Source organism: Spirochaetae bacterium HGW-Spirochaetae-1, assembly GCA_002839375.1.
Taxonomy (GTDB): domain Bacteria; phylum Spirochaetota; class UBA4802; order UBA4802; family UBA5550; genus PGXY01.
On the sequence record PGXY01000005.1, the window covers coordinates 231344 to 253762 of the forward strand.

Sequence of the window (22419 nt, forward strand, 5' to 3'; positions counted from 1 at the left end):
TAAAACCCATCCTGGAGAACGCGATGTCAAAATTTGAGTCTGTAACTATAATAAAAAAGGCAAATATCTATTTTGACGGCAACGTAACGAGCCGCTCTGTTGAATTTAGCGACGGTTCAAAAATAACCCTGGGCATCATGCTGAAGGGAGAATACACTTTCAATACCGGAGTACCGGAGTTAATGGAAATCCAGTCGGGAAGCGCCCGGTATAAGCTGAAAGACGACAAGGCATGGACTTCCGTCACGGAGGGCGGTTCCTTTTCCGTGCCGGAGAATTCATCCTTTACCATTATTGCCGACACCGTTGTAGATTACTGCTGCTATTTTCTGGAAAAATAATTACACGACCCGGTAAAGAGTCCCAATTACAATAATTAATGAAACGCCGATGAAAATCGTAACTAAAATTATTGAGAAACTCGAGAAAAAGGCCATGCCCGGCATAGGAGCCGCCTTCCCGTCAGTCATTCAAACGAGAAAATCATCCGATTCCACGGTAAAACTGCTCCTTGAACTGGCCGACGGCTGCCGGATCGAGGCGGTTATCATAACCTTTCATCGCCGGCACACGGTCTGCCTTTCAACCCAGGTTGGCTGCGCCATGGGCTGCCGGTTCTGCCGGACGGGGAGACTGGGCCTCACGAGAAGCCTCACCGCCGCGGAGATTGTCGCCCAGTACCTGACCTGCTACCAGTGGATCATCAACGACAAACAAATCCGGCATATCCCCAAGCCCAACATTGTCCTCATGGGTGAAGGTGAGCCCCTGCATAATTTTGACAATATCAGGAAATCCCTGGAAATTTTTCTCTCCCGTGACGGTATATGCCTGGGGCCCCGCCAGATCACCCTGTCCACCGTGGGGTACCTGCCCGGTCTCACAAGAATAGCTGAGCTGCCATCGATAAATATCGCCCTCTCTCTTCATTCGGCCATACCGTCGAAACGGGAAGAACTAATACCCCTGGAGAAGACCAGCGGGCTCGGAGACATCATCCCGATCCTGCAGGCAATCCCCCTGAAAAATAATCAGTATATTAATTTTGAATACCTCCTCATCGCCGGCTTCAACAACTTCACCGAAGATGCCGAGGCCCTCCATGAACTTACCGGCCGGTTCAAAGCCATAGTGAATATCATCCCCTATAATACCATCGACGGACTCGACTGGCGTTCTCCCCTTGATGAGGAGATAAACGCCTTCAGGGACATGCTGGTGGACCGGGACATCCGGACCATGGTGAGAGTTTCAAAAGGACGCGACATTGAGGCTGCCTGCGGTCAGCTTAAAGGATCGATTATATAAGGGCACCTCCATGAATTATGTTTTATAGGCGCCCGTAAGGCCATTTAAAACGAAAGAAACAATTGTATCTCTCCCGGAACAGCTGTTATTCTATATCGGCACAGATCAGGCAGACGTCATCATCAAAGTTTTCCCCGCCGGTATGGATCACCAGCTTTTCATATAGGCCCTGGATGAAGGCATCGCACTTCAGGTGCCTGAGATCCAGTATAATGTCATGCGAAACATTACTGAACATACGAGAGCGGTCCCTGTCCGGCGAAGCTTCCATAAGCCCATCGGTGTACAAAAGCAGCTTGGATCCCGGCGGCAGAAACTCGCGGGCATTACGGTAGGAATTCTTCATTTCCTGAATCTCTGTATCGGTGAAAATGGCCAGGGGGACGCTGCCGGCCCCGGAAAGATTTTTAATCTCTCCATCACAGATAAGAAGCGGATAGACATGCCCGGCATTTGAATAGCTGATTGTCCTTTCGCTCATGTTATAAACACAGTAAAAGGCCGTCACATAATTGCCGCCGGTCTGGTTTATGAGCGAATTATTCAGGCTGAGCAATAGCTGTGCCGGATCGTCCTTATGTTTGCCCGACTTGAGGATGATGCTCTTTATCATGGATGTAATGAGAGCAGCGGAAGCGCCATGCCCGGAAACATCACTGATAAAAATGCCCACCTTTTCATGTTCCCTGAACTGGATAAAATCAAAGAAATCCCCACCCACGGGCTCCATGGGCTTAAAAAGAGAAGCGATAAAATCGAAGGGAGCAGACCCCGGTATGAGCTCCTGCTGTATATTCCTGGCCATCTGCAGGTCATTTTCCATAATCTCATTACGCATAACAAGCTGTTGTCGTTCTCTCTGCAGTTCCTTCTGCTCCTCCATTATGAGAAGGCGCTGAAGAAAATCCCTCCTGGCATAGGTCTCAATATGATAACAGACGAACATGCCGATGATATTGGCCGAAATAAAGAAAAAGTTGTTATTGATAAAACCCTTGAGCAGATCATCCGAGGAAAGCATGTCCTGAAAAACAATGGCCGAAATCTCATACCCGGCGACAATAAACCAGCAGGAAAGTGTGGCAAAAACGAAACGGAGCCGCACAAAAGTATAGCTCCACATGATAACCAGCATGAGACCTGCATAATAATAAAGCCCGCTTTCAATATTCCGCGCGATTGCTATCATGGTTATGATACCGACTCCCATGACGATGGAAGAGGCGCTCAACGCGTACTGGATTGTCTTCTGGAATAAGGGAACATAGGTCATACTCAAAACAACGAGCAGAACGGGGATTACCACGACAAACCTGATGAACCAGATGGTGTTTTTAGTCTGCGGAGCTATAACCACATCGAGAATACCAAAGACGGCATAGAGTGCCAGGGCCAGGAGCAGGGCTATTCTCATGGTCTTGAGCGAGCCGAGATAATAATCCTGAAGAAAGGCTTCTTCAATGCCATGCGAGAAGCGAAGCCTGCTTCTTTCCAGGTTGAGTAAAATGATCTCCCTTGTTGATTTTGACATGGTCATCTTCCCGAGACGATAATAATTTTTACTATTGCCTGCAGTATACCATAAAGACCGGCCATATCAAGATTTTTTTTACAGACAGAAGCACTGCTTAAATTTGAAAAAACTGCCGTGAAAGCACTTGACACATTGCCTGTTAAGATGTCTTTACTGGTATATATTTCATTTTTTCAGCTTTCCGCAGCCTGAAAATCATCCATAGATGACCGGGGCTTTCTTAAGATCGGATCGGATGAGCATTTTATCAAAGCAACAAGGAGAGTGTCATGGCAAGAAGCACAAAACACGCAGCTCTTATCTGCTCCATAGCAACAGTATTAACACTTGCGGGCATAGCGGCCGGGATCTATTTTAAAATGCCTGTTATCGTCATAGCGGGTCTGCTCCCGGCAGTTGTCTATGAGGCATACCGCACCGAAGGCGTTTCAACCATATGGGCATCATGGGGAATGCTCATCGTTCTTGTCATCGAAGCGGTGTTTATAATTAAAAAGATAAACATAAATATAGCTGATCTTGCATCAAAATACATACCGGGTCTTCCCGCCCTGGACATTAAACTGGGTGCACCAGTAGTCATGGCCTGGTTTTGCTATATACTCATACGACGGACCGCAGGGATCTACACAAAATGGCTTGCCGTGGTAATCCTGATCGGCGCCCTGGGACTCTTCTATGCACTCGACCCGTCGCTCTTCAATAAATTCGCCGGGGAAGGATTGCGGGAAGGCCTAAACAGAATTCCCGTTAAATAAGGGCCAATAGTGCACTGCAGAGATCAGAGCACTCCACAAATGCCAAAACAGTGATTATCAATGCGGACCGGCGTTGCTCGCATGCGGCAACTTCGTCTTTCGCTCAAACAACTCCTTTCTGAAGGGGACTTTTCGTTTATTCAGCTTCAATTGGAAATTTTTCCAGGATAAACAGCAATTCAATTTGATCCAAATATTAGTTGAAAAAATATCCGTCTTTTTATTTAATGTATGCAAAGTGCATATCTGTTGCAAAAACTCTCATTCTTACTTTACCATACTGTTACCATTTTCCTGGAAGACAAAACGCCCTCCAGAAATAAAATCATGGGACATTCTAAAAGTTCGGCCCTTGATTTTTAATTAATTACATGCAGAAAAACATACTCTCTGCATCTGGTAATGAGAAAAGAGCCTAAATAAACAAAAAGAGAGGAACTTCACCTATGGAGAAAATCGTTCTAATTATTGACGGCAGGGAGGTAACCGGCACAAAGGGACAGACAATAATCGAAGTCGCCCGTGAAAACGGCATCACCATCCCTTCGCTATGTTATCATCCGAGAATAAGTAAAACCGGCGCCTGCCGGATATGCATGGTCAAGATCAATGACCAGATGCTGAAAACCGCCTGTACTGAACCGGCGGGAAACGGCATGAAAGTAGAGACCATGGACCCGGAAGTCATGGAAATCAGGAAGGGCATCCTGGAACTGCTCATGGCCGAGGGAGACCACAACTGCCTCTACTGCGAAGCAAACGGTGAATGCGAACTGCAGTCCCTCTGCTTCCAGTACGACGTTGAACAACCGGCGTATGCATTCCCTAAAAACGAGCGTGGAAAAGACTTTATTTCCAGCAAGGGGCTGAAACGAAATGAAGACCGCTGCGTCCTCTGTGGCCGCTGCGTAAAAGCCTGCTCCGAGATCCAGCTGAACAGAGTATGGGATTTCGCAGGCCGCGGCTCCGGCGCTCATCTCACCTCGGATCTCTTCGCCAAGCTGGGCGATTCGTCCTGCGTGCAGTGTGGCACCTGTGTACAGCTCTGCCCCACGGGAGCACTTTCCTTTCAGACCGTTCTGGGAAAAGGCCAGTCCTGGGAACTCAAAAAAGAATCGAGCATCTGCATCTACTGCGGCGTAGGCTGCAAGATAGATTTTTATACCAACAAAGAAGGCCAACTGGTCAAAGCAATGGGCAACATGGAAGGTCCCAACGAAGGACATCTGTGTGTGAAGGGCCGCTTCGGCTTCGACTTCGTCCAGAGCGATAAACGCCTTACAAAACCGCTCATCAGGAAAAACGGCAACCTGGAAGAGGCATCATGGGACGAGGCCCTGGATCTCGTTGCATCGAAGCTGGGACAAATCAAACAGTCTAACGGTCCCGATTCGATCATGTCCTTCTCTTCAGCCAAGTGTTCCAACGAAGAAAATTATCTCATGCAGAAATTCATGCGCGCGGTGATCGGCACCAACAATGTCGACCACTGCGCCCGACTCTGACACAGTTCAACTGTCGCCGGTCTGGCGGCAACACTGGGTTCAGGCGCAATGACCAACTCGATCAGGGAGATCCCTCTTTCCGGGGCATTTCTGGTCATAGGGTCAAACACGACGGAAAATCATCCCGTCATCGGATCAATGATAAAGCGTGAAGTTATAAATAAAGGGAAGAAACTCGTAGTGGCTGATCCCCGCAGGATTGAATTGGCGAAATATGCCGATGTATTCCTGCAGATAAAACCGGGGACTAACATCGCCGTTCTGAATGGACTTATGCATGTCATCCTCAGGGACGGTCTCGCAGACATGGAATATGTCAAGACACGCTGTGAGGGTTTCGATGAACTGGAAAAAACGCTTCAGAAATACACGCCGGAACACGTGGCGAAGATCTGCGGCATAGACGACCCTTTAAAAATAGTTCAAGCGGCACACATCCTGAGTGAAACCAAACCCATGGCCCTCTACTACTGCATGGGAGTAACGCAGTTTAAATCCGGCGTTAACGGGGTCAAGAGCTGCGCGAATCTGCAGATGCTTCTGGGCAACCTGGGAGTTGCCGGCGGCGGTGTGAATCCCCTGCGGGGACAGAACAACGTACAGGGAGCCTGCGATATGGGGGCCCTCAACGCCGTATATCCGGCCTATCAGCCAGTTGCAAGCGAAGACAACAAGGAAAAATTCAAGAAAGCATGGCAGACGGCCCTTGACCTTTCGGTCAAACCGGGCCTTACCATAGTGGAGTCCCTCAATGCGGCCATCGCAGGCACAGTGAAGGCTCTTTATGTCCTGGGAGAAAACCCCGTCATGTCCGACCCGAATCAGCACCATGTCATCGAGGCCCTGGAAAAACTGGATTTCCTGGTAGTGCAGGATATCGTCCTGACCGAAACGGCGAAGTATGCCCACGTGGTACTTCCCGGCCTGGCTTTCCTGGAAAAGGAAGGTACCGTTAGCAACACGGAGCGCCGCGTGCAGATAATGCACCGCGTGGTTAAGCCTGCCGGCGACAGCAGGGATGACTGGTGGATTCTCACCGAACTGGCGAACCGCATGGGTGCCTCATGGAAATACGACAAGGCCGAGGATATTTTCGGGGAAATAAAAAAAGTAACTCCCTCATATGCGGGATTGACCTACGCCCGGCTCGAAAAAGAACTTCTCCAGTGGCCCTGCCCCACGGAAGGTCATCCCGGGACCCAGTTTCTCCACAAGGACAAATTCTCCCGTGGACTCGGCCTCCTCTCGGCCATTGAGTACACAGCTCCGGCAGAGGAAGTTGATCCCGAGTATCCCGTCATCCTCACGACAGGACGTTTGCTCGAACATTTCCACACCGGAACCATGAGCCGCAACAGCCGCATCCTTCATGAACTGGTGAGTGAAAACTTTGTTGAGATGAACAAAAATGATGCCAGCAATTTCAACGTCAAAGACGGGGAAATCGTATCCGTATCGACGCGCCGGGGCAGCATCCGCATCAAGGCGAAGATAACGGAAAGGCCCATGCCCAACGTGGTGTTTATACCCTTCCACTTCTACGAAGCGGCGGCGAACAAGCTTACCATTGATGCTCTGGATCCCACATGCAAGATCCCCGAGTACAAGGTCTGTGCATGCAAGATTGAAAAGGTCAACGCGTAGGGGGAGATAAAAAAATGAAAATAGATACCATCAATAAAACAATAGAAAAGTACGGCAATGACCGTGAACACACCATGCTCATACTTCGCGAATTGGAAACAAAATCAGGGGCCAATGTCCTTGACACCCAGACGCTCCGCCACGTGGCCGAGGCCATGAACCTTCCGGAGAGCGCCATGGCAGGTTTCGTTGAATTCTATACCATGTTCAAGACAAAGCCCCGGGCCAAATTCGTCATCCGCGTATGCAAATCTGGTCCGTGCCATGTCATGGGAAGTAAGACAATTTTCGACGCCGTTACCAAAAAGCTGGGCATCGGTATCGGGGAAGCGACAAAGGACGGTCTCTTCTACCTGGAAAAATGCGAGTGTCTGGGCGTCTGTTCCGTGGCCCCTGCCATGATGATCAACTACGACATTCACGGCAATCTGACACCCAAGCGCATCGGTCAGATTCTCGATTCATACAAAAAGAAAAAGCCCTCCCTCAGTGAAGACTGCGGCCCCGAAGTTGAAGGCAAGGCCTGCGTCATCAACGAGAAAAAGCAGACGAAACGCCTGCTGGAAGGAGTGGGAGTCGTCGATCCCCTGAAGATCGACAGTTACATCAAGGAAGGCGGCTACAGTCCCCTGAAAAAAGCCCTGGGTATGTCCCGCGACGAAATAATCGCCGTGATGAAGGACTCGGGACTGCGGGGACGCGGCGGGGCCGGATTTCCCGCCGGTATGAAATGGTCCTTTGTCACTAAGGGTGCCATGCAGAAATATGTCATCTGTAACGCCGATGAAGGCGAACCGGGAACCTTCAAGGACCGCATTCTCATGGAGGAAAATCCCCAGCTTCTCATCGAGGGTATGGCAATCTGCGGATACGCCATCGACGCCTCAATAGGCTACATCTACATACGCGGTGAATACCGCCGCTCCATCGAACGACTGCAAAAGGCCATCGACCAGGCCCGCAACAAAGGCCTGCTGGGCAAAAACATTAACGGCTCCGGTTTTAACTATGATGTATTCATCAAGGAAGGCGGCGGGGCTTATGTATGCGGCGAGGAGACATCGCTCATCAACTCCATGGAGGGCTTGAGGGGATATCCCCGATTCAAACCTCCCTTCCCGGGCGGTGCCGGTTTCAACATGCTCCCCTCCAATGTCAACAACGTGGAAACACTCATGAGCGTGCCCATGATCATCGACAAGGGCGCGGCGTGGTACAAGTCCGTTGGCACCGTGAACTGCAGCGGCACCAAGCTTTACTGTCTCTCGGGTAAACTGAACCGTACGGGCCTCGTGGAACTTCCCATGGGCACAACCCTGAAGGAAATCATCGACGTGTACGGCAAGGGACTCAAGGGCGGCAAGAAGTTCAAGTTCGCCCAGTTGGGAGGCTCGGCCGCCGGCGTTCTGGGCAAAGACCTTTTGAACCTGCCCCTGGACATCGATCAGCCCATCAAGCAGGGCGTCACCCTGGGTTCCGGCGTGGTGCTGGTTTGCGACGAGGACACCTGCTCCGTAGATTTTCTTTTGCAGATACTAAGCTTCTTCGAGCATGAGTCCTGCGGCCAGTGCGTTCCCTGCCGCGTGGGCACGGCGCACCTGCATCACCTGGTGAAGAAGTTCGCATCACGCACAGCGGAACCGGCCGACATCGATCTGATGATCGAAAAAGCCACTCTTATGAAAAAGGCGTCGCTGTGCGCCCTGGGTCAGTCGCCCATTATGCCCATTGTAACGACGCTCAAGTACTTCAGGAAGGAATTCGAGAAGCACTGCGACCCGTCATACAAATGCAAGGCATGTGACGCATCGCTGAAGACCTACTATACCGGGTCTGCACATTAAGCGGCATAATCGTGGATACATATCCGGCTCTATGCCGGTTTATGATAGTTATTAAAAATGATTTCCATAAAACAAAAACTTTTCTGGAGGAAGTATGACTAATCAGAATTTAGAGTCAAAAAGATGGTTTATCGCCATCGCTGCTGTTGTAATACAGCTGTGTCTCGGGACCGTGTATGCATGGTCAGTTTTTAAAATTCCCCTGATGAACATGCATGGCTGGGACGGGAAAACTGTTCAGTTGACATTCATGATTCTCATGGGAATCATCGGTTGTGCAGCTGCTTTCGGCGGTACACTCGTTGATAAAAAGGGACCCCGTTTTGTAGCCTCCATCGGTGGTATACTCTTTGGTCTAGGCACCCTGGTAGCAGGATATGCCGACCAGACGGGAAGTATTGTTCTCTTGTATCTCGGTTTCGGCGTTATAGCCGCTCTCGGCAATGGTTTCGGTTATGTAACTCCTATTGCGACACTGATCCGCTGGTTCCCCGACAAAAGAGGCCTCGTTACCGGTCTTGCCGTTATGGGTTTCGGCGCCGGCGCTTTCTTTATGGGTAAAATAGCTCCTGCCATGATCGCCACTTATAAGCAGGTTGACGCTTCCGGCAAAGTTATCTCTTCCGGTGTTGCCATGACCTGGTACATTTGGGGTGTAATTTTCCTCATACTCGTTACCGGTGCTGCCCAGTTCTTCAAAAATCCTCCCCAGGGATGGCTGCCTGCCGGGTTTACACCGGCTGCAACTACCGTTTCCGCCGCTGATTCATTTATGTTCGGCGAAGCAGTGAAGAAGCCCCAGTGGTGGATGCTCTGGGCAATGCTCTGCCTCAATGTTTCCGCCGGTCTCGGCCTTATCTCCCAGCACTCACCGCTGGCCCAAAACATTTACAAAATTTCATTCCCGGACATTACTGATACTGCGGTAATTGCAGCTGCCGGTGGCGCCGTTGTTGCCTATGCCGCTATTTTCAACGGTCTTGGACGCCTTTTCTGGGCAAAAATTTCTGATAACATCGGACGTAAAATGGTCTTCTTGATCATGTTCGCCACCCAGGCTATAATGTATCTTCTCGTAGCCAAGGGTTTCGTGGCAAGTTACTGGCTCTTCATCGTGGTATCGTGCTATCTGCTGGCATGTTACGGCGGGGGCTTCGCAACGATGCCTGCTTTCGCGGCTGACTCCTTCGGTCCGGCTTATATCGGCAAGGTATATGGTTTCATGCTCACCGCATGGAGCGCAGCCGGTCTTATCGGCCCCTATGTTTTTGAGGTTTTCAAACCCCAGGCGCTGTTTATCGCAGCCGGCCTTCTTACGCTGGGCTTTTTTATCGCCCTGGCTTACAAACCGCCGAAGGGTAAAAACGCATAATTCATCCTTAAGCAGAAATACACAAACAAAAGAGGAAGGATCCGTCCTTCCTCTTTTTACCTGATGAAACTCCGAGTATCAGTTTTTAAAATATCATCAAGGTGGGGTAGAACCGCATGGAAAATAATAATCTGAAAAACATCATTGAAAATGCAATAAAAAGGGAAGAGGAAGCCTTCGCTTTTTACACAAAGCTCCAGGGCATCGTCACCGACACCACGGCAAAGGACGCGCTCAATTTTCTCGCCGAAGAGGAAAAAAAGCATAAGGAATTCCTTGTGGCCTACCGTGATGGAAAGACCTCGGGCAGCAGTCTGCGCATGAACGACGTGATCGATTACAAGATCGCCCAACACGTGGAAGCACCCGAGACAGGCGGCAAAATGGACACCAAGGATGTATATCTTGCAGCGGCACACCGGGAAATGAGCTCCTACACCTTTTACAAAGAACTGTCAGGTATGCAGCCCGCCGGCGAGGTAAAGGATATGCTGCTCCGTATGGCCAACGAGGAGATGAAACACAAGGAAAAAGTGGAATATCTCTACGCCAATACGGCTTTCCCACAGACTCAGGGAGGTTGAAAATTCATCGGGGTTGGCCCGGCTGCAATAACAGAGTATGCGGATTTCTTAAAATCTCTTAACGACCTGCATCCCCATTGCCAGCGTTTCGTCTTCACGCATGACAGCCAGGGGTTCCAGAGTGACGCCCTCTTCAACGACACTGCCGTTCCAGATCCGGTCGCGGAGAAGCACGGCATGTACAATCTCAACGGTTTTCACTACAGCAAGGGCACTGATAAATGCGGCAGCCCTCCCCTTGTTGATACTTCCCTTCACGTATCGCCCTGATCCGGTATCGTAACGTTCGGCAGGAGAGAATTCATACAGAACGCCGTACATGAGAAGGCTGTCGAGGTGAAAATAGAGATACCCCCAGGCCCGGTATCCCCGGTAGAAATGGCCACCGCCGCCCGTAACAAGGGCCAGGTATCCCGCCACAACGGGGCTCCCCATGAGAGAAACTGTCTCGCGGTACTCCGAAGCCAGCGAAAGATATCGCTGAGCGAAAGCATCAACGAAGAGCCCGCCGCCGCCGGCGACAAGCATGTACCAGGCAAAATGGTTCATGGTCATGACCGATCTGCTCACATCACGGTTATCCCGGTAATATTTTTCCGGCCGATTTATGAATCCCATGATTTCAAGAGATATATAGGGCGCCGCATTGAGGGCCCAGAGAGAAAGACCCGGCCAGTCGCCGTCCCAGTAATAACCCAGAATGGGCGCAGCCGCAGGCATAGAGGCGCTGCACAGTGGTGTTAAAAGCATAATAAACAGTTGTTCCTCCAGGGAGGGCGTGCGCAGAACAATCTCCTTTTTGCGTCCGTAATAATAGGTTTCGAGGAATTCTCCCTTGTGAGCCATCCTAGCCAAAATGAAATCGCCGGCCCGGGGTTCTGCATAATCCTTGGCCGTTATACTGCCCCGATCAAGAGTGACCGAGCCCGTCCTGATATAATGGCGAAGAAATGAATCTCCATCTATATATCGATAAACCTCGTATTTCCCATCATACCGCATTCCATCGGCCATGGCAGCAGTATTGCCGCTTATGCTCAACGATACGGGATATCGGTACCTTGAGAGTAAACCGGCAAGAAACCGTCCCACGTGCTCTTCGGTAATATAGCTGTACTCCCGCGTCCCCTGGGAGCTGTTCATGGGAATATCCGCCGTGTATGAATGGACCGCTCTTCCCTGGAAAGGAACGTCCATACCGTAGGCCGTGAGCGTCACAACAATCGATTCCCCCCTGTCATCGAGAGATCCCCGCACAATGCACTGTATTCCCGAATCAGCAGCGAAGCGGAGGATACAGGACTCTTCAAGACAGTTGAATTTTTTCAGCTCACTTTCCAGGAGAGGCGAATTCACCAGGGAAAATTCCTCAACGGAATTGAGGATATTGACCAGGTGGTTTTTCACCATAAGGCCCATTCCCAGGGACCGGGGGCTGTTGCTTTCGATCCCTGTAATTCCCGCCAGGGGCTTCTCTGCCCTGGCCTGCCAGGCAAAAAGAACGACAATACAACATGCTATAAATAATTTTTTCTTGCCCATATGCTTTTTTGCCGGAATTTTCCTTTTTAATCCATATGCCCGATGCCGTCACTGAAAACAGCAGGTTCAGGGCCAGCCCATAAGAAATATTTTCTATTCATTCATACGTCAAGTGTAATATGATGGATTATCCTTAATATTCCCCAAGTATAGACCTTAGAATAGTCTTATCTATTTTTACAATTTTTTTAAAATATTTTGATTTTGAATATAAATGACTGTAAATTACATATACATTTACAAAAAATCAGGTGAGGGGAGGGGTGGAACCATGAAGCATGCACCGAGGGAACATCAGAGGATATATCTCACCTTTTATCTTCGCGTCTTTGAAGACGATGAATTTATTGGATTTCTCATCGACATCTCCAAAGACGGTTTGATGATTATGTCTGAGGGCCCCCTGCAGACAAACAAATTTTATAAACTTAAAATGAAACTGCCCTCAACCCTGGACTGGAAAGATGGAAAGGACCGGGATCGGGTTATTGAATTCATAGCTCAGTGCCGCTGGACCAGACATGATGAAGTTGACAAGGAATTTTATCTTTCCGGATTTGAATTTACGGAACTTCATGAGGACGACAACAGGATCATTCATATACTCATAGAAGAATTTCGATTAAAGTAACTCGTTCCGGAGGAAAGGAGGCATATCATGAACAAAACCATGAAAATTCTTGTCGCTCTTCAATTCACCGAGAGCCCCGATGAAATCCTGGATCGGGCCCTTTCCGTGGCAAAAAAGTACGAGGCTGAAATCTATACCATCCATGTCATTGAGGAAATGCCCCGAATTTCTTTCTACTCCGATGCTTACAAGCTCTGGGAGGAATTCCGCGACCATGCCGTCAAGGAAACCCTGAAAGAGATGACATCCTACATCGGCAAATTATCAGACCAATTTAAAAAAATAGAGCCTATTATAGTAGTGGGAAGCGCTTGCGATAAAATACTGGAAACGGCTGAAAAAATCGGGGCCGATCTCATCATCATCGGTCATCATGTGAGAAAGGGTGTATTTACCCACATGATCCATAATAACATAGCGGAGAAAATAATCAGGAACGCCGAAATCCCCGTTCTAACCTTTAATATCAGAGAGTGAGAATCAGCGGCTTTTTCCCATAAGGAGAATAATCACTTTCCATGCAAGAAGGAATATTATAATATTCATAACAGCCAGGAACATCAGACCGATAAAATACATCCTTTGACGCCGTGTAAGCCTGCGGACAACCATACTCCTCATAAACGACGCTTTTCAATTAATTTTTTAACGAAAATTTCTTCCCTCTCCATTTCTTCGAGACGATCGCTGATGAATTTCTTTGTCTGTTCATACCGTGGGATAAAAACCTTTTCCAGGGCATTAACACGGCGCTGCACCTTCTTCAGTTCATTGGAAAGGATGTATATCGTTTTTGTCAGCATGGCATACTTAACCATGACCTTAACCACTCTTTCACCGGCAATTTTTATCATGTCATATGATGCAGCGGTCGCCAGAAGAGACTGAGGGAGGCCGGCCTCACCGGATTCAATGTTTAATCGCGGCAACCGCATTCCCATGAACCGCACTGTATCCATGGTGAGACTATACCTCTTTTTTTCCCACGGGGCTTCCAGGGCCAAAACGGGCGACCCCATGTCAACGGCAGCTGTCCTGTAAAGTTTATAAAATTCATCGAGAATCCTTTTAAATTCCTTTTCCGTCTCCTTTATCATCCTCACATATTTGATGATTTCAATGACGAGTATCTCTCTTTTCTGGTCCAGCAGTTCGAATCCCTCATATGCGAAGGACAGGTCAGCCTTAACCTTTCTGAGGTTTGTCTTGGTAGGGGGGATGTCCGCTCCGGCCATATATCAAACTTCCGTACTTTTTTTTCCTTCGGGGATATAATACTGCTGGATATCTTCGCGTGAAATTCTATAGAGTTCCTCCTCGGGAAGTTCCGACAGCATTTCCCATCCCAGGTTCAGTGTTTCTTCGATTGACCGGTTTTCATATGCACTCTGACTCAGAAAACGATCCTCAAATTCTTTACCGAACCTGAGATATATCTTGTCAAGTGACGATAGTTCCTCCTCACCCACTATGGATGCCAGGGACCTGATCCTCTTTACTTTCGCATAACAGGCAAACAACTGAGCAGCAACTCCCTTGTGGTCTTTCCTGGTCCTGCCCTCACCAATTCCGTCCTTCATAAGCCGCGAGAGGGACGGTAGTCCTGCAATAGGAGGATACACGCCACGATTGAACAGCTCCCGCTCAAGGACAATCTGTCCCTCGGTGATATATCCCGTCAGGTCGGGAACCGGATGGGATATATCATCGCTGGGCATGGTAAGGATAGGTATCTGCGTGATGGATCCCCGGCTTCCCTTTATCCTGCCCGCCCTTTCATAAATCGACGCCAGGTCGCTGTACAGGTATCCCGGGTATCCCTTCCGGGACGGAACCTCGCCGCGGGAACTGGAAAGCTCCCGAAGCGACTCGCAGTAATTGGTCATGTCCGTGAGAATCACCAGCACATGCATGTTATGCTCAAAGGCCAGGTATTCGGCAAGGGTAAGAGCCGCCCGTGGCGTAATCAGGCGTTCGATGGACGGCGAATTGGCCAGGCTGAGAAATATGGCCGAAGTGCCCAATACACCGCTCTCTTCAAGAGAGTCTATAAAGAAGCTCGCCACATCAAACTTCACTCCCATGGCTGCAAAAATGACGGTAAATTCCTGTTCCGCCGTCAGGATTTTCGACTGCCGGGCAATCTGTGCGGCGATATGGTTATGCGGCATGCCGCTTCCTGAGAAAATGGGAAGCTTCTGTCCCCTGATAAGAGTATTCATTCCATCTATTGCCGATATACCGGTCTGGATGAAGTCGCGCGGATATTCCCGACTGCACGGATTGATGGGGAGGCCGTTAATATCCATTGATGCGTCGGACACCACCTGCGGGGCACCGTCCATGGGCCGTCCCAGACCGTCGAAAACCCTTCCCAGCATGTCGCGATGGACCGGCATCTCCATGGGCTTTCCGAGAAAGGTCGTACGCGTTCCCTCCCTGCTGAGTCCCGTAGTCCCCTCGAAAACCTGGACAACAGCGCTTCTTTCACCGACTTCAACGGTCTGCCCTATCCTCATTTCACCGCCATGAGACCGTATCTCCACCAGATCGCCGAACCCGACACCGGTTACGCCTTCTACAACGACCAATGGTCCGCTGATTTCATTCAGGTTCATATATTCGCATTCGTTCATATCGAGCCCCTCTCCATGACTGCCCTACCTGACGCCTCGCAGTGAAACAAGCTGCGATTCAAGAAGTTTCTCAAATACTTCCAGCCTTTCCAGTTCATCATTGCCGATCTCCGACTTCAGCCTGCTGATCTCAGGCACTGAATCAAGGAACAGCAGGCTATGAAGATCGGTACCGCCGGCAAGCGCTTCCTTTCCTTCCCGGTAAAAGCGGACAATAATACCGAGAAGCCTGATCTGTTTTTCCGGACTGCAGTACATATCCTTGGGATCGAAGGAGTTCTGCTGCAGGAAACCGTTTTTGATGATCTCGGCGCAAAATAGAATGAAGCGATCTTCCAGGGGAAGGGCGTCGGGGCCTACGAGCTTGACTATTTGCTGAAGACGGTCTTCCTCCAGGAGAATATTCAACGCCTCCTTTCGCACATCAAGCCATTCTCCATGCTTCTCCCGCCACCATTTCTCTATTTCATCGATGTATTCGGTATAGCTGTCTGTCCAGCTTATTGACGGGTAGTGTCTTGCGTCGGCCAGGACCTTGTCCAGGGCCCAGAAGCACCGCACAAACCTCGTCGTGTGCTGCGTAACCGGTTCTGAAAAATCACCGCCCGGCGGAGAAACGGCACCTATGATACTGATACTGCCCTCACGGTTATTCAGTGTTTCCACATACCCGGCCCTCTCATAGAATTCGGCCAGCCTGGTGGCCAGGTAAGGCGGGAATCCTTCCTCGGCGGGCATATCACCCAGACGGCTGGCCAGCTCACGCAGAGCCTCGGCCCACCGCGATGTGGAATCGGCCATAACAGCCACACTGTAACCCATATCACGATAATATTCCGCTATAGTCACACCGGTATATATGCTCACCTCCCGGGCAGCTACAGGCATGTTGGACGTATTGGCAATCATGACCGTTCTTTCCATAAGGGGACGTCCGCTCCGTGGATCAACCAACCCCGGAAACTCGTTGAGCACATCGGTCATTTCATTGCCCCGCTCTCCGCATCCTATATAAACGATTACATCGGCATCACACCACTTTGCCAGGGCATGCTGTGTCATGGTTTTTCCTGTTCCGAAACCTCCCGGTATGGCCGCCGTGCCGCCCTTAGCTATGGGGAAAAAAGTATCGATGATACGCTGCCCCGTTATAAGGGGCATACCCGATCTTTTCTTTTCAAGAAACGGCCTCTGCTGCCGCACCGGCCAATAATGGGCCAGTTTACCCGCAACGGCTCCCTCTGACGTGGCGACACGGTATATCTCATCCTCGATGGTATATTCACCCGATGGAACAATTGTTTCAATTACTCCCGAGATTCCCGGCGGAACCATGACGCGATGCAGTATACACGGCGATTCCTGTATCTCACCCACTACGGTTCCCGGCTTTACCGCGTCTCCTTTCTTCGCCAGGACTTTGAGCGGCCATTTCTTTTCCGTGTCAAGAGGTGAAACTTTAATCCCCTTCCTGATATATGCGCCGCACCTTTCCTCTATACCTACCAGCGGCCTCTGTATGCCGTCATATATATTGGAAATAAGACCCGGTCCCAGAAGAACTGAAAGAGGACGTCCCGAGGATAGGACGGTATCTCCGGGCCGCAGACCCGTATTATCTTCATAGACCTGTACAATGGTAACTTCATCGTGAAGACGGATAACCTCTCCCACCAGTCTGGACGGACCCACCTCGGCTATATCCAGCATGCTGACACCGCGCATACCCACGGCCTTTACAATGGGGCCATTCACATTGGTAATTGTGCCTGATAATACCGGATCATTCATCGTTGCTTCCTCTCAGTTTTTCTCATCATGGCAGCTTTTTTTTAATTGTTTCCGAAGGGCGATAAGACCCCATATTCTTCAAGAACCGTATAGACGGCCCGTCTCAACCGATCCCTGTGCCGGTAAACAATACGGTCAATGCTCCCATTGTAAAGCATGCCTGATTCCTCGTGAAATATTTCGACACCCCCCATGGTTATACTCTCATCAACAGCGACTTCGCACTTTCCGGCCTTCGATCCCGCATATTTTTTAACCTTCTCTATCATGTCCCTGTCCGCGGGACCTATCTTTACGAGCAACATAGCGCTACCTGTCATCTCGATAGCCTCATCAATATGACGAAATATAAAATCCGGATATTCGGGATTAAGACGCAATTTCTTCGCGGCATCACGGATCATAGTTTCTATAAAGGATTCGATAATGGACAACCTGAGCTTTTTCTTTTCAATAACGGTCCTGTTTATAATTTTTGATTTTTCAAATTCTATTTCCCCGTCAGTCTGGTCATTCTCTTTCTTCCTGAATTCTTCCATTTCCCTTTCGTTATCGTTTTTGATTTTATCCATTTCCTCCGTGGTGAACCGATGTATCTCTTCAATTTTCCTGTTCACCTCCTGCTTCAATGAAGTCAGTATCCCCGCGGGGTCGCTTTGTGATGTTTCGTGTGCCTTTCTCTCATCATTCATGTCAGGTTATATCCTTGCTCCGAAAGCTCTCTGTTAAATAGCCACACCCAGGGCCTCGGTTATATATCCCAGCAGGGATTTCTCAAATCCCCGGGCATCGTCAATGCCGGGGATCTGTATAACAACGGGGCGGCTGCGGAGAAGATTCAACTCGCCGATAAAAGCCTCTATATCCTCAACGCAGTCCCGCGTTACCACGACCACTGCCGGATCCTCTGACTGCATCAAGGTCTCCAGTACATCCCGGGCCGTTTCCCGTGCTGCCACACGGCCGTCTATTCCGGCAATACGAAAGGCATTTACGGTGTGGACATCCCCCATAATATAAATACTTTCCATAGAATCCCTATATCTTGTTCAGGATCATGATGGCGATGATGAGCCCGTATATGGCTATCCCTTCGGCCATGCCCAGAAACACCAGGGCCCGGCCTCCCACTTCCGGCTTTTCACTCATGGCCCCCATGGCAGCCGAACCTATCTTTGCCAGCGCATAGGCGCTGGTCATGCACGACAGGCCGACGGCCCCCATGGCCGCAAAGGTCATGGCAGCCCGGTCATAACTTTGCGCCGTCTTCAAACCTTCGTTAACCGCATCGGCGGCATAAATGTTTCCCTGGATACAGATAATCATCACTAAAAAGGCCGCCATGAGAAACAAAAACCGGATCACTTTCCTTTTCATGCCCATCATCATCCCTCCCGTAACATACATAATGTTATTTCCTCAGGGAAAACGGCTCAAAGGGCGTTCCATCTCCCTGGAAAAACCTGCTGAAGAATTCATAGTATTCCAGCCTCATGGACTGTATGCCGCATACCAGGCCTTCAAGCAGGATGATAAAAATGTTGCCGAAGATAAGAACCAGGTACACACCCGGCCCCGACATCTCCGGGTTTATTATTCCCGCCAGCGTGTATATGGCGATGCTCAATCCCGCATGGCTCAGGGCAAAGGCCCCGGCCCTGACAAAGGAAATTGTATTGCTTAAAAAACCGGAGAACATTTCGATTAATTCCACTGCCGTCTCGACAATATATTCGAAGACCCCGTGGGGAAAAAGCCTGTCATGCACCTGAAACGGGTACAGTATGATATTTCTCATGATGAAAATTCCCACGGGGAAGCCAAGCCACAAAGCCAGCTCTTCCCGTGTCGGCAGTATTCCCTCGCGGACGAAACGAACGGCAATAAAAACCAGCATGAGGTAAACGATAAGCCCCGGGAGCCCCTTCGTATCCAGCAGGGACCGGTCCCACCTGCCGGCAATAATGCCGTTTATGATATTCATAAGCACCGCCACGGTGATCAGCAGGGCGCCCATGACAATTGTGGCGAGAAAGAGCTCCATCATGTGCTCCATGGGATGAAACCACAGAGCCTGGATGATATGCTCGTTACTGAAAAAACTCCCGTAGAGAAAACCGAAAATTGTCGCTGAAATGCCGCAGGCGATGAGAATTCCGCCTCCATCGACCAGTGCCGGACGCCGTTCCATTCTCTTTCCGCCGATATAGCGCAAAATAAATCCTGCAATTACAAGCACAAGTCCCTGGCCGGCATCGCCAAACATGACGCCGAACATAAGCACGAAAGAAAAGGCTGTCAGCGGCGTCGGATCCGCCTCGTCATTGCCGGGCATACCCAGGTTTTTCACAAGAAGCTCGAAAGGCCTGAACAAAAAATTATTTCTCAGGTTCACCGGTGCCTGGCGCCGGAATATCCATCTTTCTTTTTTTGATGAGACGTGGAGAAAATAACTATCTCCGCATATTTCATGCAGCACCTTTTCCAATCCCGGCACATCATCATGGTCAGCCCAGCCCGAGACGACAAGAACCTCTTCGGAAACGAGATGTTTTTCCCGGGCTCCCCTTATTTTCAATAGAACGGTATAACTCCCATAAATTTCCGTCATGGAGGGAATCCATGCCTCGAGGAAAAGCCGAAAACGTTCTTCCACCCGCGCACTCCTTTTATCCAGGTCCTCCCTTCTTTTATCAAGTCGCCGTATCTCATTCTGCAGTTTTTCACCGCCGGTCAGCATATCACTCCGGTCCCTGAATCCGTAGCGTGACAGTATGCCCATGACGTGCTCCCTGTATTTCTCCAAAGTCACACATACCGTGTAGGGACCGGCGCTCACCAGGTACGAACCAGCGCACTCACGCAGATCATCGGCATTCACCATCCTGTCCGTTTCACCCCAGATGACGGTACATAGTTTCATGGACTTTAGCCCTTCAATGTCAATATCCAACTTCAGTAATTTCAACAGATCATTTTTTTTCTCATCAATTTCACTTATGGCGCCGTCAATCCTTGATTTAAGGGATTCATACTTTTCTTTCTTTACCTGTACGTCATTGATAAACCGAACATCGTCATCGAGTCGGCGGGAAAAAAGTTTTTCCTCATTCTGAAGGAACAATTCATAATCAAATTCCTCCAGCGTTTCTGGATCATATTCTTCAAGAAATTTCCCGGCCGAAACAAATGCATACATACTATCCTTTTCGCCATCCGTATCCGGTTTTCTTTTTAGCACTGCACGTTCATCGTCGACTTCGCTGAAATGGACATACTCGCGATTTCCCAGTTCATATATCAGCCCGTTATAATGCTTCTTAGTTATAACAAGGCTTATTTTACGTATGTCCGATTTTACAAACATCACACCCCGCAAATTATCCTTTTCCGCAGTTCATCGCGGGGATAGTTGAATCGAATTCCCTCCATGACGGCGAAAATATTTTTGATCTGAAAATGCAGAAGGATGAGATAGCAGATAACGGGATTGACCGAATGATACTGGCGATAGAAAAATTTCCCGACCCTCGACCACAAAACATATTCCAGTTCACGCTCAAACAGGGAAAGATCGCTTCCCGCTTCACCATCAGCAGCCGGTAATGACCGTTTCAGAATACCCTCCATGATCTTTTCCCATTTCTTCACCTGTTCCTCAGCAATGCCGAACCCTCCAGCAGGCTCCAGAAATTTCCTCATATATTCACCACTAGCCCCATCATTCATGTCATAATACCTCTTCAGGCGTTCTCTCCATGTTATTCGTATATATGCCGCGGCACCGGCACAGATGGTGAAAATGTCTCCACGAAGCGTAGATGGAATTCGCCCCGGCACAAGAAAAATATATCTGAGAAGAAACCGGTCAGCATCCATCAGCGCATCTGCAGGGGAGAGATCATCACGGGAAGACACAATGGAAGCCAGGTAGGATGTATGCGTCAATGTACGCATCACTTCCATCGTTATTTCCTGGTTCAAAACATCCCTTTCAAGGCTCTGGTGCGGCGATATGTCATACCATTGCCGTATATGGACATCCTGACCGGCAGCCCCGGTCAGGGCAAGTTTCAGATTCCGTATTTCGTAGCATCTCAGGAAGGATAATAAGAGCTCCTGGTAAAAACGGCTGGCGCCATAGAGATCGACAACAACACGGATCTGCTGCCTGAATACATACTCCTTTGCTTTCAGAAAATCATCATGCAGCATCCCGGGAGGGATGCCCGGCGCCGCCCCCTGCACGTTTCCTGTCCCCAGCATCTCGGCGTAATCTTTTTCCGAGAGCAGGTATCCGTGCAGCGCGTATACTTTTGCATGAACATAATCCCTGTCAGCAAAGCATCCCATGGGGGCTCCTGTATTTAAATTTTAAGCAGTAAATCCACTATAACATCCTCAACCTTTCTGCATAATTCATGATTTCCGCCAAGTTTCTCCCCTTCAGCCCTTACGGCATCAAGCGAGTGAGCCGAACTTTCTTTTACTTCCCGTATCGCTCTGTTTTTTCTTGCTATATTTTCCTCCCTTATTTTTGCCTGGAGTGCATGTCGATTTCCCTGCTCTGCGAGTCTGAAATCATCAAGATTTTTCCTCGCCGCACCGCGGGCCTCATCAATAGCCATTGACGACTCCTGCTCCACATCAAGAATATGTTTGATAGTCTCATCCATGATGATTTACGCATTTATAGGTACACATGTCGTTCATCATTTACTTGTTATAAAATGAATTCTCAAAGAAAATCGTCTCCGCTTGTGCCGGATCAATGGTGCCAAATTCTTTCAGCTTTTCGTGCATGGCCTCGATATATCCCCTGATAGTATAGTATTCGGCCCTGTCGAAGAAGAGAATAATCCGGTCATTCAGCTCCCGCATCTGATGAAGCTGAAAGGCCGAATCAAAGGCGCTTTCATGTACGACAAAAACCCACAGTGTTCTCCGCAATACGACGGAGGCCCGGTGCACCTCGCAGAGCGGTATGCCCATCCTGAACAGCTCCTTGCCCTGGTCCGCGTAGCTCCTGCCTATTTCCTCCTTGGTAGTATCGTAGCTTATCCACTGGCCCATGTTCTTCAATATCATCTTGGCCTTGTTCTCCACAAACTTCGTGTTATGCTCCGTATACGATGATGTGGTAGGATCAGCCAGGAGGCCCTTTATCCATCGTTTAACTATGAGATCGGCATGCTTCTCAACCAGTTCAACCAGCTTGTCGGAAATCAAATGTAACATTGTGTACCTCCATGATATAAAATAGAAATTCA

Annotated in this window: 21 protein-coding genes; 9 read left to right on the forward strand and 12 right to left on the reverse strand. The window is 49.3% G+C overall.

The window, feature by feature from the left end; translation table 11 throughout:
* Window positions 1–23: 23 nt before the first annotated feature.
* Both CVV44_11380 and CVV44_11385 read left to right on the forward strand, forming a co-directional pair.
* Complete coding sequence (locus CVV44_11380; protein ID PKL38479.1) at window positions 24–341, forward strand: hypothetical protein; 318 nt, start codon at window positions 24–26, stop codon at window positions 339–341.
* Between the two features lie 49 nt (window positions 342–390).
* A complete protein-coding gene (locus tag CVV44_11385; GenBank protein PKL38480.1) occupies window positions 391–1308 on the forward strand; it encodes a 23S rRNA (adenine(2503)-C(2))-methyltransferase RlmN in 918 nt (305 codons plus the stop codon).
* Window positions 1309–1393: 85 nt separating this feature from the next.
* On the opposite strand, the gene CVV44_11390 is transcribed toward CVV44_11385, so the two are convergent.
* The gene (locus CVV44_11390) at window positions 1394–2845 is read right to left on the reverse strand and encodes a hypothetical protein (GenBank protein ID PKL38481.1); all 1452 of its coding nucleotides are present in this window, start codon (window positions 2843–2845) and stop codon (window positions 1394–1396) included.
* 266 nt (window positions 2846–3111) lie between these two features.
* On the opposite strand from CVV44_11390, the gene CVV44_11395 reads away from it, so the two are divergent.
* The 5 genes from CVV44_11395 to CVV44_11415 all read left to right on the forward strand — a co-directional run bounded on the left by CVV44_11395 (window position 3112) and on the right by CVV44_11415 (window position 10549).
* Window positions 3112–3600, forward strand: coding sequence for a hypothetical protein (locus CVV44_11395; protein ID PKL38482.1), 489 nt, complete (start codon window positions 3112–3114; stop codon window positions 3598–3600).
* A 446-nt stretch (window positions 3601–4046) separates the two neighbouring features.
* Window positions 4047–6749: a formate dehydrogenase subunit alpha gene (locus CVV44_11400; GenBank protein PKL38483.1), complete on the forward strand. Its 2703-nt coding sequence runs from the start codon at window positions 4047–4049 to the stop codon at window positions 6747–6749.
* A gap of 14 nt (window positions 6750–6763) precedes the next feature.
* Complete coding sequence (locus tag CVV44_11405) at window positions 6764–8593, forward strand: NADH-quinone oxidoreductase subunit NuoF (protein ID PKL38484.1); 1830 nt, start codon at window positions 6764–6766, stop codon at window positions 8591–8593.
* Between the two features lie 94 nt (window positions 8594–8687).
* A complete protein-coding gene (locus tag CVV44_11410) occupies window positions 8688–9965 on the forward strand; it encodes an oxalate:formate antiporter (GenBank protein ID PKL38485.1) in 1278 nt (425 codons plus the stop codon).
* Between the two features lie 116 nt (window positions 9966–10081).
* Window positions 10082–10549, forward strand: coding sequence for a hypothetical protein (locus tag CVV44_11415; GenBank protein PKL38486.1), 468 nt, complete (start codon window positions 10082–10084; stop codon window positions 10547–10549).
* 48 nt (window positions 10550–10597) lie between these two features.
* On the opposite strand, the gene CVV44_11420 is transcribed toward CVV44_11415, so the two are convergent.
* Window positions 10598–12091, reverse strand: coding sequence for a hypothetical protein (locus CVV44_11420; GenBank protein PKL38487.1), 1494 nt, complete (start codon window positions 12089–12091; stop codon window positions 10598–10600).
* A 214-nt stretch (window positions 12092–12305) separates the two neighbouring features.
* Here CVV44_11420 and CVV44_11425 point away from each other — a divergent pair, with 214 nt between their 5' ends.
* Both CVV44_11425 and CVV44_11430 read left to right on the forward strand, forming a co-directional pair.
* Window positions 12306–12722 (forward strand): hypothetical protein, encoded by a 417-nt coding sequence (locus CVV44_11425; GenBank protein PKL38488.1) that lies wholly within the window; start codon window positions 12306–12308, stop codon window positions 12720–12722.
* A 27-nt stretch (window positions 12723–12749) separates the two neighbouring features.
* Window positions 12750–13199 (forward strand): hypothetical protein, encoded by a 450-nt coding sequence (locus CVV44_11430; protein ID PKL38489.1) that lies wholly within the window; start codon window positions 12750–12752, stop codon window positions 13197–13199.
* A 140-nt stretch (window positions 13200–13339) separates the two neighbouring features.
* Here CVV44_11430 and CVV44_11435 read toward each other — a convergent pair whose 3' ends face one another.
* From CVV44_11435 to CVV44_11480, 10 genes are all read right to left on the reverse strand, one after another.
* Window positions 13340–13957, reverse strand: a complete 618-nt coding sequence (locus tag CVV44_11435; protein ID PKL38490.1) for a hypothetical protein — start codon at window positions 13955–13957, stop codon at window positions 13340–13342.
* Window positions 13958–13960: 3 nt separating this feature from the next.
* A complete protein-coding gene (locus CVV44_11440; protein ID PKL38491.1) occupies window positions 13961–15358 on the reverse strand; it encodes a V-type ATP synthase subunit B in 1398 nt (465 codons plus the stop codon).
* Between the two features lie 24 nt (window positions 15359–15382).
* A complete protein-coding gene (locus CVV44_11445; GenBank protein PKL38492.1) occupies window positions 15383–17149 on the reverse strand; it encodes a V-type ATP synthase subunit A in 1767 nt (588 codons plus the stop codon).
* Window positions 17150–17190: 41 nt separating this feature from the next.
* Window positions 17191–17841 (reverse strand): hypothetical protein, encoded by a 651-nt coding sequence (locus tag CVV44_11450; protein ID PKL38493.1) that lies wholly within the window; start codon window positions 17839–17841, stop codon window positions 17191–17193.
* 33 nt (window positions 17842–17874) lie between these two features.
* Window positions 17875–18180: a hypothetical protein gene (locus tag CVV44_11455; protein PKL38494.1), complete on the reverse strand. Its 306-nt coding sequence runs from the start codon at window positions 18178–18180 to the stop codon at window positions 17875–17877.
* Window positions 18181–18187: 7 nt separating this feature from the next.
* Window positions 18188–18475 (reverse strand): hypothetical protein, encoded by a 288-nt coding sequence (locus CVV44_11460; protein ID PKL38612.1) that lies wholly within the window; start codon window positions 18473–18475, stop codon window positions 18188–18190.
* A gap of 85 nt (window positions 18476–18560) precedes the next feature.
* Complete coding sequence (locus tag CVV44_11465; protein ID PKL38495.1) at window positions 18561–20516, reverse strand: hypothetical protein; 1956 nt, start codon at window positions 20514–20516, stop codon at window positions 18561–18563.
* Window positions 20516–21502: a hypothetical protein gene (locus CVV44_11470; GenBank protein PKL38496.1), complete on the reverse strand. Its 987-nt coding sequence runs from the start codon at window positions 21500–21502 to the stop codon at window positions 20516–20518. Before CVV44_11470 ends, CVV44_11465 begins: the two co-directional genes overlap by 1 nt.
* Window positions 21503–21516: 14 nt before the next feature.
* Window positions 21517–21777 carry a hypothetical protein gene (locus CVV44_11475; protein ID PKL38497.1) on the reverse strand — a complete coding sequence of 87 codons (261 nt, stop codon included), beginning with the start codon at window positions 21775–21777 and terminating at the stop codon, window positions 21517–21519.
* An 88-nt stretch (window positions 21778–21865) separates the two neighbouring features.
* A complete protein-coding gene (locus tag CVV44_11480) occupies window positions 21866–22387 on the reverse strand; it encodes a hypothetical protein (protein PKL38498.1) in 522 nt (173 codons plus the stop codon).
* Between the last annotated feature and the right edge of the window lie 32 nt (window positions 22388–22419).